At 70.9% G+C, this 11,865-nt stretch carries 12 protein-coding genes and 1 pseudogene; 5 read left to right on the top strand and 8 right to left on the bottom strand.

The genetic code is table 11. From position 1 onward, the window contains the following. From FCN22_RS22280 to FCN22_RS15000, 4 genes and pseudogenes are all read right to left on the bottom strand, one after another. A pseudogene (locus FCN22_RS22280) lies at nt 1-194 on the bottom strand (IS30 family transposase); the annotation flags it as partial. After that, on the bottom strand, nt 175-1,131 hold the full coding sequence (locus tag FCN22_RS15010) for a 3-methyladenine DNA glycosylase (protein ID WP_238384756.1): 957 nt from the start codon (nt 1,129-1,131) through the stop codon (nt 175-177). The gene FCN22_RS15010 and the pseudogene FCN22_RS22280, both read right to left, overlap by 20 nt. A 22-nt stretch (nt 1,132-1,153) precedes the next feature. Beyond that, nucleotides 1,154-2,851: a SulP family inorganic anion transporter gene (locus tag FCN22_RS15005; RefSeq protein WP_238384755.1), complete on the bottom strand. Its 1,698-nt coding sequence runs from the start codon at nt 2,849-2,851 to the stop codon at nt 1,154-1,156. Then, the gene (locus FCN22_RS15000; protein ID WP_137122365.1) at nt 2,848-3,237 is read right to left on the bottom strand and encodes an ArsR/SmtB family transcription factor; all 390 of its coding nucleotides are present in this window, start codon (nt 3,235-3,237) and stop codon (nt 2,848-2,850) included. Before FCN22_RS15000 ends, FCN22_RS15005 begins: the two co-directional genes overlap by 4 nt. A gap of 141 nt (nt 3,238-3,378) precedes the next feature. Between FCN22_RS15000 and FCN22_RS14995 the strand changes: the two genes are divergently transcribed. Continuing rightward, nucleotides 3,379-4,152 (top strand): fumarylacetoacetate hydrolase family protein, encoded by a 774-nt coding sequence (locus FCN22_RS14995; protein WP_137122364.1) that lies wholly within the window; start codon nt 3,379-3,381, stop codon nt 4,150-4,152. Nucleotides 4,153-4,323: 171 nt separating this feature from the next. Further along, nucleotides 4,324-5,310: a type IV toxin-antitoxin system AbiEi family antitoxin domain-containing protein gene (locus FCN22_RS14990; protein ID WP_137122363.1), complete on the top strand. Its 987-nt coding sequence runs from the start codon at nt 4,324-4,326 to the stop codon at nt 5,308-5,310. A 43-nt stretch (nt 5,311-5,353) separates the two neighbouring features. Here the strand turns inward: FCN22_RS14990 and FCN22_RS14985 are convergent, their stop codons facing one another. Continuing rightward, on the bottom strand, nt 5,354-5,809 hold the full coding sequence (locus tag FCN22_RS14985; protein ID WP_137122362.1) for a MarR family winged helix-turn-helix transcriptional regulator: 456 nt from the start codon (nt 5,807-5,809) through the stop codon (nt 5,354-5,356). A 57-nt stretch (nt 5,810-5,866) separates the two neighbouring features. On the opposite strand from FCN22_RS14985, the gene FCN22_RS14980 reads away from it, so the two are divergent. Continuing rightward, complete coding sequence (locus FCN22_RS14980; RefSeq protein ID WP_137122361.1) at nt 5,867-6,346, top strand: hypothetical protein; 480 nt, start codon at nt 5,867-5,869, stop codon at nt 6,344-6,346. A 172-nt stretch (nt 6,347-6,518) separates the two neighbouring features. On the opposite strand, the gene FCN22_RS14975 is transcribed toward FCN22_RS14980, so the two are convergent. Genes FCN22_RS14975 through FCN22_RS14965 form a run of 3 tightly spaced genes read right to left on the bottom strand, consistent with a single transcriptional unit; the run spans nt 6,519 to nt 10,112 of the window. Continuing rightward, on the bottom strand, nt 6,519-7,652 hold the full coding sequence (locus FCN22_RS14975) for a bifunctional 2-methylcitrate synthase/citrate synthase (RefSeq protein ID WP_137122360.1): 1,134 nt from the start codon (nt 7,650-7,652) through the stop codon (nt 6,519-6,521). Nucleotides 7,653-7,680: 28 nt separating this feature from the next. Further along, the gene (prpB, locus tag FCN22_RS14970) at nt 7,681-8,580 is read right to left on the bottom strand and encodes a methylisocitrate lyase (protein WP_137122359.1); all 900 of its coding nucleotides are present in this window, start codon (nt 8,578-8,580) and stop codon (nt 7,681-7,683) included. Further along, nucleotides 8,580-10,112 (bottom strand): MmgE/PrpD family protein, encoded by a 1,533-nt coding sequence (locus FCN22_RS14965; RefSeq protein WP_202911600.1) that lies wholly within the window; start codon nt 10,110-10,112, stop codon nt 8,580-8,582. The genes prpB and FCN22_RS14965 overlap by 1 nt, the downstream gene beginning before the upstream one ends. 153 nt (nt 10,113-10,265) lie before the next feature. On the opposite strand from FCN22_RS14965, the gene murI reads away from it, so the two are divergent. Beyond that, entirely contained in the window at nt 10,266-11,081 is an 816-nt protein-coding gene (gene murI / locus FCN22_RS14960) for a glutamate racemase (RefSeq protein ID WP_137122358.1), read from the top strand. Continuing rightward, entirely contained in the window at nt 11,078-11,848 is a 771-nt protein-coding gene (locus tag FCN22_RS14955) for an MBL fold metallo-hydrolase (protein WP_137122357.1), read from the top strand. The genes murI and FCN22_RS14955 overlap by 4 nt, the downstream gene beginning before the upstream one ends. Nucleotides 11,849-11,865: the final 17 nt, after the last annotated feature.

Genomic DNA, 11,865 nt, shown 5'->3' with positions numbered 1-11,865 from the left:
AAACATCGCTTGCGTCGTCCCGCATCCGCCGATGGCATCACCCCGCCACGATCTCGAAACCAGGCCCGCCCCTTGGTCGCCGACACGCCCACCACCACCGCGGCCTGCTCAACCGTCAGGCAATCGCGGACCTGAGCCCAGAACCGATACTCCACCTCAACCGGCAACCGCGGACTACCCCGACGAGCACTCATCTGCACACCTCTCAACGCCAGGTGTTGCAGTCACCCCTTGAGGCCAAGGCACCAAACCCCGCGAAGATTTCACGGGGAGGAGGGTGTCGCAGGCGGCGATCAGGCGGCGGCGCAGGGCCTGGGCCCGGTCGGCGAAGCCGCGCTGGGCCGCGACGTATTCCGCTTTGCCCCTGGTGGTCTCGATCCGGACCGGCTCATAGCCCAGCTTGTGCAGGTCGTAGGGCGCGGCGCGCATGTCGAGCTCTCGCACCTCTCGGGCCAGGTCGAAGCAGTCCATCACCAGCTCGCTGGGCACCGCGGGGCTGAGCTTGTAGGCCCACTTGTAGAGGTCCATGTTGGCGTGCAGGCAGCCCGGCTGCTCCATCGCCACCTGCGTATGCCGTTCGGGCAGCACAGCGTTCAACGGCCGGGCCGTGGGGGTGAAGAAGCGGTAGGCGTCGAAGTGCGAGCACGAGATCTGGTGCTCCTCCACCACGGCGTCGGTCTCCTGCGGGCTGAGCCGCAGCGGCCAGCCGGAGTGCCGCAGCTGGTCGGGGTCGAGACGGTGCACCATGGCCCACTCGTGCAGCCCGAAGCACCCGAGGCGTGGCGCGCGGTCGGCCGTCGCGGCCAGCAGCCGGCGGATGAACCGGACCGCGTCGCCCCGGGCTGCCAGGAAGCCCGGCAGGTCCAGCGTGGCGACGTGCCCGTCATACGTGTAGTGCTTCCAGCCGGTGCGCTCGGACCCTCCCTCGAGGGCGATGCCGGGTCCGGGGTGCCAGCGACGTAGCTGCGCGGGGCGGTGGGAGTAGTAGGTGAACAGGAAGTCCTCGACCGGGTGGGCGCGATCCCCGGGCCGCAGCCGGCGGCGTTCGCGGTGGCCACGGGTCGCCTCGTCAACCCGCGTCTCGTGGGCGGACGCGAGCGCTCCCCACCGTTCCCGGGTCAGCCGTTCCATGGTGGTCCAGCCTACGCAACGCTCAGTGCGGCACGCGCTGCACGTGGTCGCGGGCGTGCTCGAGCGCTGAGTCGAGGTCGTGGAAGAGGTGCCGTTCGTGCGACAGGCCGTTGAGCACGCCGGCGCCACGCATGATCGGCAGGTAGCGTGGCGGAATCCCCTTGAGCAGCACGGTGATTCCCCGTAGCTGCAGGTGCGTGACGATCTCGGCGAGGGCGTTGGCTCCGGTGGCGTCGACGACCCGGACGCCGGAGAGGCGCAGCACCACGACGCGGACGTCGGCCACGTCGGTGAGCTCGTCGAGGAACCGCTGCGCCGCGCCGAAGAAGAGGGCACCGTCGATCCGGTAGACGGCGATGTGCTCGCGCATCAGGCTCTGCTCGTCCTCGGTGTCGAGACCGTCTGCGACCGGCAGCGTCTCGGCGTGCGCCCCGCTGACGCGGGCGACCTGGCGCAGGGCGAGGATCGCGGCGACTGCGATGCCCACCTCCACCGCCACGATGAGGTCGAAGGTCACGGTGGCGAGCGCGGTCAGCGTGAAGACGATCATGTCGGAGCGCGTGGTGCGGAAGATCGAACGGATGGCCACGCGGTCGACCATCCGGCCGGCCGTGACGATGAGGACGCCGGCAAGGGCGGCGAGCGGGATCGTCGCGACGAGCTCGGAGCCAACCAGGACGACGACGACCAGGACGAGTGCGTGCACGACCGACGAGATCCGGGTGCGGGCACCGGCACGCACGTTGACGGCGGTGCGCGCGATCGCACCGGTCGCGGGCATGCCTCCGAAGACCCCGCTCGCGACGTTGGCCAGCCCCTGCCCGATCAGCTCGCGGTCGGGGTCGGTCTTGGTCGTGTCCGACATGCCGTCGGAGACCTTGGCGGACAGGAGGCTCTCGATCGCGGCGAGGAAGGCGATGGCGACGGCGCTGCCCATCAACGACGTGACGACCGGGAGGCTGAGGTCGGGCAGCGCGAACGCCGGCAGAGACGACGGGATCTCGCCGATCCGGGCGATGGGGGCCTCGACCAGCTCGGCCAGGACGGTGGCGACGATGACCGCGATCAGCGAGGCCGGCAGGGTGCGGCGGATGCGGGGGAGCATCACCATCAGCGCGATCACGAGAAGCACGAGGGCGAGGGCGAGCAACGAGGTGGTGTGGCCCGCCTCGAGCACGGCGCGTGCCGCGATCAACGCGGTGTTCTCGCCCTCCGGCTTGGGAACGTCGAGAGCGAGGGGCACCTGTTGCAGCCCGATGATCGTGGCGATGCCGAGCGTGAAGCCGGCGACCACGGGCCACGGGATGTAGGCCACGGCGCGTCCCAGCCGGGCCACTCCCATGGCCATGACGAGCACACCGGCGATCACCGAGATGGCGAACACCGCGCCGGCGCCCTGACTCGCGAGGACCGGCAGCAGCACCACGGTCATGGCGCCGGTCGGGCCGGAGACCTGCACGTTGGAACCACCGAAGACCGCGGCGACCAGTCCGGCCACGATCGCGGTGGTGAGCCCGGCCCCCGCGCCGAGTCCGGACGTCACGCCGAACGCGAGTGCGAGGGGCAGCGCAACCACACCTACGGTGATGCCGGCGAGCACGTCGTGGCGCCAGCTCCGGGAGAGGCCGGTGTAGTCCGCGCGGCCGGGCAGGAGTCGCCCGGCGGCGTAGGTGAACGTGGTGGCGGCTCCGCGCAGATCGCGTCGGGTCGCCGACGTCACCGCGATCCTGCCGGGTTGCGCCGGGACGGCTGGACGCTGGGCAGCTCCTCGAGCTCCTCGAGTGCCTCCCGCCGCTGGTCCAGCACGCCGAGCAGGAAGCGCTTGGCGTCGGCCAGCAGATCGGCCACCGCGGGGTGCGCCAGCTGGTAGGCCACCGAGTTGCCCTCACGCCGCGCCGTCACGACGCCCGAACGGCGCAGGACGCCGAGGTGCTGGGACAGGTGCGAGGCCTCGAGCTCGGTAACGGCCAGCAGGGCGCTCACCGCCTGCTCCCCGGGCACGAGCAGCTCGAGCAGGCGCACGCGCACCGGGTGTCCGAGGGCCTTGAACAGCTCGGCCTTGATCTCGTGCACCGGCGCGTCGATCCCGACGTGGCGTAGCGGCACTGGGGCCTCTCCGATCCCTCGTGATGAATTGATGAATTCGTCAAGTCATGAAGACTAGCGGGCGTATGCCGTGCGGGCAACTCGGGCGGGGAGTGAGGGCGGCCGAGCCGGGCGCCATACATCGACGGGTAGAGTCCAGCCGTGCGCATCGCGAGGTATACCACTGACGAGGACCCCACGTTCGGCTTGGTCGACGGTGCGGGCGAGAAGATCGCGGAGCTGGCGGGGGACCCGCTCTTCACCCCGATCTCGCTGACCGGCAACACGGTGCGGGTCGACGAGGTGCGGTTGCTCGCGCCGGTGATCCCGCGCAGCAAGGTCATCGGCATCGGCAAGAACTACGCCGAGCACGCCCGCGAGATGGGTGGGGAGGCTCCCGCCGAGCCGTTGATGTTCCTCATCCCCAACACCGCCGTCGTCGGGCCCGACGACCCGGTGGTCATGCCACCGCAGAGCAGCAACGTGCACTACGAGGGCGAGCTCGCGGTCGTCATCGGCCGGATGTGCAAGGACCTGCCGGTCGAACGGGTCAAGGACGTGATCTTCGGCTACACCTGCGCCGACGACGTCACGGCGCGAGACCTGCAGCGCAGCGACGGCCAGTGGTCGCGGGCCAAGGGGTTCGACACCTTCTGCCCGCTCGGACCGTGGATCGAGACCGACCTCGACACCTCGGGGCTCTCGCTGGTGACCCGGCGGGACGGCGAGGTCGTCCAGGACGGCACGACCGCCGACATGATCCACGACGTGGCCGCGCTGATCTCGCACGCCTCCCACGCCTTCACCCTGCTGCCGGGCGACGTGATCCTGACCGGGACACCGGCGGGGGTCGGTCCGGTCGAGGCCGGCCAGCGGGTCGAGGTGGAGATCGAGGGCATCGGCACCCTCGGCAATCCCTTCGTTCGCCGCGACTGAGCTCCAGCTCCGGAGGGCCGGCCGGGTCGGACACCGCTCTCGAGCAATGGGGGCGTCCGATGGGGTAATCACCCCACGCGGTTTCCCCAGCACCGCGGGCGGGCGCTCGGTTGTCCACAGGCGGCACGGATGGGTCGTCTAGCAGGGTGTGACGGGTCCACGGTCGAGGGCATGCAGCAAGTCGATCTCCTGGCGGACCGTCAGCGGGGCGTCCTGAGCCGCGCCCAGTGCCTGGCTGCCGGCCTCACTGTCGAGCAGATCCGTTGGCGGCTCACGTCTCAGCGGTGGCAGCGCGTGCACCCTGGGGTCTATGTCTGCCACAGCGGACCGATCGACCCGTCGACACGGGCCTCCGCCGCGCTCCTGGCATGCGGGTCTGGTGCACTGCTCGGTGGCCGGTCGGCAGGACGCGAGCTCGGACTCCTGGACGACGCCCCCGAGATCGTCGAGGTGCAGTTCCCGCACCGTCGGCGGGTCGTAGCGCCCGCAGGAGCGTCCGTATCGCGTGTCCGCCAGCTCGAGCAGAGGCGGCACCGTCGCGCCGCGTGGCCACCGTGCACCAGTGTCGAGGACACCGTGCTCGACCTGGCGGAAGCCGCGAACGCCGCGGGAGCGCAAGCCTGGGTGGCTCAGGCCTGCCAGCGCCGTATGACCACCCCGCCACGGATCGAGGACGCGTTGGATCGGCGCGCTCGACACCGATGGCGCGACCTGTTGAAGGCTGCGCTGGACGACGTGGTCGACGGGGCGGAGAGCATCGCGGAGATGCGCTACATCCGCAGGGTGGAACGCGCCCACGGGCTGCCGACGGCCACGCGCCAGCTGCGCAGCGTGAGAGGGGGCCGCCGGCGTCGCGACGACAACGCCTACGTTGTGCAGAAGGTGCTCGTCGAGGTCGACGGCCAGGTCGGCCACGTCGGCGTGGGTCGGCTCGCCGACCTGCGTCGTGACCGGGCCTCGGCTGTGGAGGGCTGGCTCCCGGTGCGGGTGGGCTGGCCCGACGTGGGTGAGCAGTGTTGTGCCACGGCTCGTGACCTCGCGGCCGTGCTGACGTCCCGGGGCTGGACCGGGCAGCTGCGCCGCTGCGGTCCGGGCTGCACGGCGCTGACGGCACCGGGGGAGCATCGGGGCTCAGAGCGGGGAGGTCTCGTGGGGTGATCACCCCACCAGACCTCCCCGCGCCGCGGCTGAGTCGGGGACCTCAGGGGATCTCCTCCTCGAGGATCAGTTGCAGGGCTCGACGCAGCCGGCCCGCCTCGGCCTCGCCGAGCCGGTCCGCCAGCCAGATGTCGAAGGCATCGATGACCTCCACGCCCTTCTCCAAGGCACGCCAACCCTTGGGGGTCGCACGCACCAGCCGGGCACGACCATCGGTGGGGTCGGCCACGGTCTCGAGGTAGCCGTGCTCCACCAGGTAGGCGATCAACTCGCCCATCGCCTGTTTGGTCATCTGTGCCCGAGCGGCCAGCACACTCGGACGGGTGCCTCCGGGGTCGAGCCCGATGAACGGCGCGGCGTGGGCGGAGCGCAGGTCCGTGAATCCCGCCTCCGCCAGGGCGGCATCGAGCCTCGAGCCGAGTCGGGCACCCGCGGAGCTCATCAGGGTCCCCAGCGGAAGGTCGCGGTCCCTCAGCGGATTGGTAATGCGCTTGACCATTTCTCTCTTACCCTCCTAACCTCGATTGATCAGGAACCTTACCAATGAGGAGATGGCATGGAGCGCATGGACGCGGTACGTCGCGCCGGAGGAGTGATGTGGGTGGTGGCCGGGTTGGTCATCATGTGCGGATGGAGCTTGACGGCGCCGCCGGATGCGCCCGGACTGGTGACGTGGACGGTGGTGGCCGTCATCGGTCTTGGCGCCGGCGCGCTTCTCACAGCTCGCGACTCCGCCTGGCGTTGGTGGGCCGGCCGGGTGGCCGGGGTCGTGATCGGTGTGGAGCTGCTCGGCGCCGTCGGCGACCGGTTCGGCCTGCTCGGGGCTCCGGGCGCACCCGGTGTCTCCTGGGGTGACTGGGGGCACTTCCGCGCCGAGACCGCGGAGCTGGTGCCGTGGTCGGTGCTGGTCGAGCCGGCCGCCGTCGTCGCGACCGTGGCGGAACTGGCCCTGGGGGTGCTGTTGCTCCTCGGCATGTGGTGGCGGTGGGTCGGCAAGGCGACCGCTGGGTTGTTCAGATCTACCTGGCCGCCATGATTTCGGGGATGGGGGCCGCCTCGGTGCTGCAGTTCGGCGTGCCGGTGCTGATTGGTGGTGCCCTGTTGGCGTCGGCGCGGGGGACCCGCACGGGACGGCGGGCTCCGGACTGGGGACGTCTGGTGGGGTGATCACCCCACCAGACCTCCCCGCAGTCGAAGTGTGCCCGGGGTCAGGGGACGTGGCGCTCGTCCGGCCCGACGTAGGCGGACAGCGGCCGGATGAGCGCGTTCGCCTCCCGCTGCTCCCGGATGTGCGCGGTCCACCCGATGACGCGGCTCGCGACGAACAGCGGGGTGAACTGCTCGGTGTCGAAACCCATGAGGTGGTAGGCCGGTCCGGAGGGGTAGTCCACGTTGGGTTTGATGCCGGTGCGGCTCGCCATCTCGTCCTTGAGTGCGCGGTAGAGCGTGAGCAGGTCGGGCCGCTCGTAGTGCCCTGCGAGCGTCTCCAGGGCGTCCTCCATGGTCGGCACGCGTGAATCCCCGTGCTTGTAGACGCGGTGCCCGAACCCCATGACCTTGCGGTGCCCGCCGAGGGCGTCGTCCAGCCACCTCGGCACGCCGTCGGCCGAGCCGATCTCGTCGAAGGCGTGCATGACCGCCTCGTTGGCACCGCCGTGCAACTGGCCCTTGAGCGCGCCGATCGCGCCGACGACGGCCGAGTAGTAGTCCGACAGCGTGGAGGTGATCACCCGGGCGGTGAACGTCGACGCGTTGAAGCCGTGCTCGGCATACAGGATCATCGAGGTGTCGAAGGCCTGGCGCACCGGATCGTCCGGCTCCTTGCCGAAGACCATGGACAGGAAGTTCGCGCTGTAGCCGAGGTCGTCGCGGGGTGGCAGCAGCGGCAGGCCGTGCCGGCGCCGCTGGTCGTAGGCGATGACCGCCGGCAGCCTGGCGAAGAGGGCGACCGCCTGGTCGATCAGCGCCTCGGGATCCGCCGAGGTCGGGTCGGTGGCCCCGATCTCGCTGACGACGGTGCGCAGCACGTCCATCGGGTGGGCGTCCGTCGGCAGGGAGTCGATCAGGGTCTTCGTCGTCGCGTCGAGCTCGCGGCCGCCGCGCTCACTGCGGGTGAAGGCCGCCAGCTGCTCGGCGTCGGGCAGCTCCCCGAGCAGCAGCAGGTGCGCGACCTCCTCGAACGACCTGTCGGCGGCCAGCTCGTGCACCGGATAACCGCGGTAGAGAAGAGAATTGGTCTCGGAGTTGACCTGTGAGACCGCCGTGCGGTCGACGACGACCCCCTCCAGTCCCTTCCTGATGTCAGGCGTGGAGTCGTCGTGCGTGTCGTCGGATGTGGCCATCGCGGCCTCCTTGGTGGCGCCGAGCGCCTCAGCGGGTGACGGTGAAGTTGAAGACCCCCGAGTCGAACTGGTTGTAGCCCTCGTAGTCGACGAGGTCGTAGAGGTCGGCGCGGTGTTGCATCTGTGGCAGCACCGCCTGCAACGAACCGGCGGCATCCAGCTCCTCCAGGCCCCGCGCGGCCGCTCCCATCGCGAGCCGCAGCAGCGAGACCGGCCAGATCACCAGGTTGACGCCGACGTCCCGAAGCTGGTCGACGGTGAACAGCTCCGACTTGCCGAACTCGGTCATGTTGGCGAGGACCGGCACGTCCACCGCTGCCCGGACCGTCGCGAACTCCTCCAGCGAGGTCATCGCCTCGGGAAAGATCGCGTCGGCGCCGGCGTCGACGAGAGCCTTGGCGCGGTCCACCGCCGCCTGCAGACCCGAGACCGCCCGGATGTCGGTGCGGGCCATGATCAGCAGGTTGGGGTCGCGGCGGGCGTCCACGGCCGCGCGGATCCGCTTCAGGGCAGTGGCCTCGTCGACGACCTCCTTGCCGTCGAGGTGGCCACAGCGCTTGGGGTTGACCTGGTCCTCGATGTGCAGCCCGGCCACGCCGGCGTCCTCGAGCTCCTGCACGGTGCGCGCGACGTTCATCGGTTCCCCGAAACCGGTGTCCACGTCCACCAGCGCGGGCAGGTTGGTCATCCGGGCGATCTGGTGCGACCGGCCGGCGACCTCGGTCAGGGTGGTGAGCCCGATGTCCGGCAGTCCCAGATCGGCCGAGAGCACGGCGCCGGAGATGTAGACCCCGTCGAAGCCGTGCCGCTCGATCAGCCGCGCCGACAGCGGGTTGAAGGCTCCCGGGACCCGCTGCAGCTCGCCGCTGGCCAGGGCGGCGCGGAAGGCCACCCGCTTGGCGGCGGCGGTGGACTCGGCATACAGCATCAGAACAGTCCTTTCGGTGCGGCGGCGTCCTCCAACAACCCGGGCGCCGCGACCACGGTCAGGCCGCCGAGCTCCTCAGCGGTCAGTTCGGGCAGTCGCTCGGCGGTCTCGATGAAGCGGTCGATCTCGGCCGGCTCGAGCACGCCCTGCGCCAGGGTGCGGAACTTGAGGACGTAGTCCTTGCGGGCGAACGGCCTGGCCCCGAGGGGGTGTGCGTCGGCGACCGCGATCTCGTCGGTGATCAGGGCGCCGTCGGCCAGCTGCACCTCGACGGCACCGCCGAAGGCTTGTTCCGCCGGGTCCAGGCTGTGGTAGCGCCGGGTCCACTCCGGGTCCTCCCGGGTGCTGATCTTGCGCCACAGCGCCACGGTGTCGGGCCGATGAGCCCGCTCGGGGGCGTAGGAGGTCTCGTGGTCCCAGGCCCCGTCCTGCAGGGCGACCGCGAAGATGTAGGGGATCGAGTGGTCCAGGGTCTCGCGGGAGGCGTCGGGGGAGTACTTCTGCGGGTCGTTCGAGCCCGAGCCGATGACGTCGTGGGTGTGTTGGCTGGACCGCAGGACGATGGACGCCACCTGGCCCGGGTCCGCGACCTGCGGGTGCGCCTTGCGGAGGCGTCGCGCCAGGTCGATCCACGCCTGCGCCTGGTACTCCGCGGAGTACTCCTTGGTGAACGAGTCGAGGATCGCCCGCTTCGGCTCCCCCGGCGCGGGCAGCTGCACGTCGTAGGTCGCGTCCGGTCCGTCCAGCAGCCACGCGATGACGCCGTCCTCGCCCTCGTAGATCGGGGTCGGGCTGGTCTGACCGCGCATCGCCCGGTCGACCGCCTCGATCGCCATCTTGCCGGCGAACGCGGGGGCGTAGGCCTTCCACGAGGAGATCTCGCCCTTGCGGGACTGCCGTGTCGCCGTCGTCACGTGCAGCGCCTGCCCGATCGCCTGGAAGATCACCTCCGGGTCCAGGCGGAGCAGCGTCCCGATGCCCGCAGCCACTGAGGGCCCGAGGTGGGCAACGTGGTCGATCTTGTGGCGGTGCAGGCTGATCGAGCGGGACAGGTCGATCTGCACCTCGTAGCCGGTGGCGATCCCTCGCACCACGTCCAGGCCGGTCAGACCGTGCGCAGCGGCGTGCTGAGCCACGGCCACGACGGGCGGGATGTTGTCGCCGGGGTGCGAGTACTCGGCCGACAGGAACGTGTCGTGGTAGTCGAGCTCGCGCACCGCCACCCCGCCGGCCCAGGCGGCCCACTCCACGGAGGCCCGGTGGGTGGGCGGCACGCCGACCACGGTCGCGCCGGCGCCGCCGGTCGACGGCGGATGCGCCAGGGCCTGCGCCCGCGCGGCCGCCGGGGCCGCGCGGACCAGGGAGGCTGCCGCGACTGCCGCGTTGTCGATGACCCGGTTGATCACCATCTCGGTGACGTCGCCGTCGACCTCCACCTCGTCAGCGGCGAGCCGTGCGAGCTGCCAGGCGAGCTGGTCCACCCGGGCCAGCTCGTCCCCGCTGCGGTGCGCACGCACGTGGTGGATCTGCATCAGATCAGGACCTTTCGACTCGCTCCCAGCACCCCACGGGGCGCCGGGTGAGCGCCTCCACCACCACATTACGCGTGGCCCGACGTGCCGGTGTGACGCACTCGACGCGTTCAGGATTCGGGCTCGGTCGCAAGGGGGCCGTACCCTCAGGTCGTGGTTGACGCACCCATCGGCATCTTCGACTCCGGCTTCGGCGGCCTGACCGTCGCCCGTGCCGTGCTCGACCAGCTGCCGCAGGAGTCGGTCGTCTACGTGGGAGACACCCAGCGCGCGCCCTACGGCCCCCGCCCCATCGCCGAGGTCCGCCAGTTCGCCCTCGAGTGCCTGGACCGCCTCGTCGACCACGGCGTCAAGATCCTCGTCATCGCCTGCAACTCCGCGTCGGCAGCCATGCTGCACGACGCCCGGGAGCGGTATGACGTGCCGGTCGTCGAGGTCATCCGGCCGGCGGTCCGCCGGGCCGTCGCGGCAACGAGCAACGACCGGGTCGGCGTGATCTCGACGCGGGCGACCCACCGCAGCCACGCCTACATCGACTCCTTCGCCGCGGCACCCCAGATCACCGTGACCAGCGCGCCGTGTCCCCGGTTCGTCGAGTTCGTCGAGTCCGGAGTCACCAGTGGCAAGGAGCTGATCGAGGTCAGCCGCGCCTATCTGCAGCCGCTGAAGGATGCCGATGTGGACACCCTCATCCTGGGCTGCACGCACTACCCCCTCCTCGCAGGGGTCATCTCCTACGTCATGGGCGAGGACGTCACGCTGGTGTCGTCGGCGGAGGAGACCGCCAAGGACGTCTACCGGGTCCTCGCCGACGCCGACTCCCTGCGCGCCGACGGGCTGCCCGCACCGGAGCACCAGTTCCTGACCACAGGCGAGCCGGACGCCTTCGAATACCTCGCCCGCCGTTTCCTCGGGCCGGAGGTCGGCAGAGTCGGGCGGGTCGGCGGCCTGCCGGTGCTGGCGACATGAGGCTCACCGCGGTCGGTTGCTCCGGATCCTTCCCGGGGCCGGCCTCGCCGGCGTCCTGTTACCTGGTCCAGACGCAGCACGACGGCCGCACCTGGAGCCTCGTGCTCGACCTCGGCAACGGTGCCCTCGGCGCCCTGCAGCGGCACCTGCCGGTGCGTGCCATCGACGCCGTCGTCATCAGCCACCTGCATGCCGACCACTGCCTCGACCTCTGCGGCCTCTACGTCGCCCAGAAGTACTGTCCGCACTGCACCGCGCCCCACTCGCGCATCCCGGTCCACGGCCCGGCGGCCACCGCCGCGCGCATGGCAAGTGCCTACGGACTCGGCGAACCCGAGGGCATGACAGGGGAGTTCGACTTCCGCACGATGACCGACCGCGAGCCGTTCGAGGTCGGCCCGTTCACCATCACGCCGTTCCGGGTCAACCACCCGGTCGAGGCGTTCGGGGTGCGGGTCGAGGCCGACGGCAAGGTCCTGGCCTACACCGGCGACACCGACACCTGCGACGCCCTCCTGCCGCTCTGCCGCGACGCAGACCTGGTGCTCGCCGACTCCGCCTTCGTCGAGGGCCGCGACGACGCGAGCGGCATCCACCTGACCGGGCGTCGCGCGGCCCGGGCTGCGGTGGACGCGGGCGGGGTGCGCCGGCTCATGCTCACCCACCTTCCCCCGTGGAACGACCCGGACGTATGCCGTGCCCAGGCCGCGCAGGTCTGGCCCGGCGAGGTGGAGCTCGCGGCGCCGGACACGTCATACCAGCTCTGACCCCCGTCGCGCCGTCG

Origin of the sequence: Segeticoccus rhizosphaerae (assembly GCF_005222685.1) — a bacterium.
Classification (GTDB): Bacteria; Actinomycetota; Actinomycetes; order Actinomycetales; family Dermatophilaceae; genus Segeticoccus; species Segeticoccus rhizosphaerae.
The sequence above is the reverse complement of the archived record's forward strand: the minus strand, read 5'-3'. Positions and strand labels throughout refer to the sequence as shown.

What these genes read in the sequence shown, in the direction of transcription:
- FCN22_RS15010 (WP_238384756.1), bottom strand. Translation starts at nt 1,131, where the DNA reads ATGGAACGGCTGACCCGGGAACGGTGGGGAGCGCTCGCGTCCGCCCAC.
- FCN22_RS14990 (WP_137122363.1), top strand. Translation starts at nt 4,324, where the DNA reads ATGCAGCAAGTCGATCTCCTGGCGGACCGTCAGCGGGGCGTCCTGAGC.
- FCN22_RS14985 (WP_137122362.1), bottom strand. Translation starts at nt 5,809, where the DNA reads ATGGTCAAGCGCATTACCAATCCGCTGAGGGACCGCGACCTTCCGCTG.
- FCN22_RS14980 (WP_137122361.1), top strand. Translation starts at nt 5,867, where the DNA reads ATGGAGCGCATGGACGCGGTACGTCGCGCCGGAGGAGTGATGTGGGTG.
- FCN22_RS14975 (WP_137122360.1), bottom strand. Translation starts at nt 7,652, where the DNA reads ATGGCCACATCCGACGACACGCACGACGACTCCACGCCTGACATCAGG.
- prpB (WP_137122359.1), bottom strand. Translation starts at nt 8,580, where the DNA reads ATGCTGTATGCCGAGTCCACCGCCGCCGCCAAGCGGGTGGCCTTCCGC.
- FCN22_RS14965 (WP_202911600.1), bottom strand. Translation starts at nt 10,112, where the DNA reads ATGCAGATCCACCACGTGCGTGCGCACCGCAGCGGGGACGAGCTGGCC.
- FCN22_RS14955 (WP_137122357.1), top strand. Translation starts at nt 11,078, where the DNA reads ATGAGGCTCACCGCGGTCGGTTGCTCCGGATCCTTCCCGGGGCCGGCC.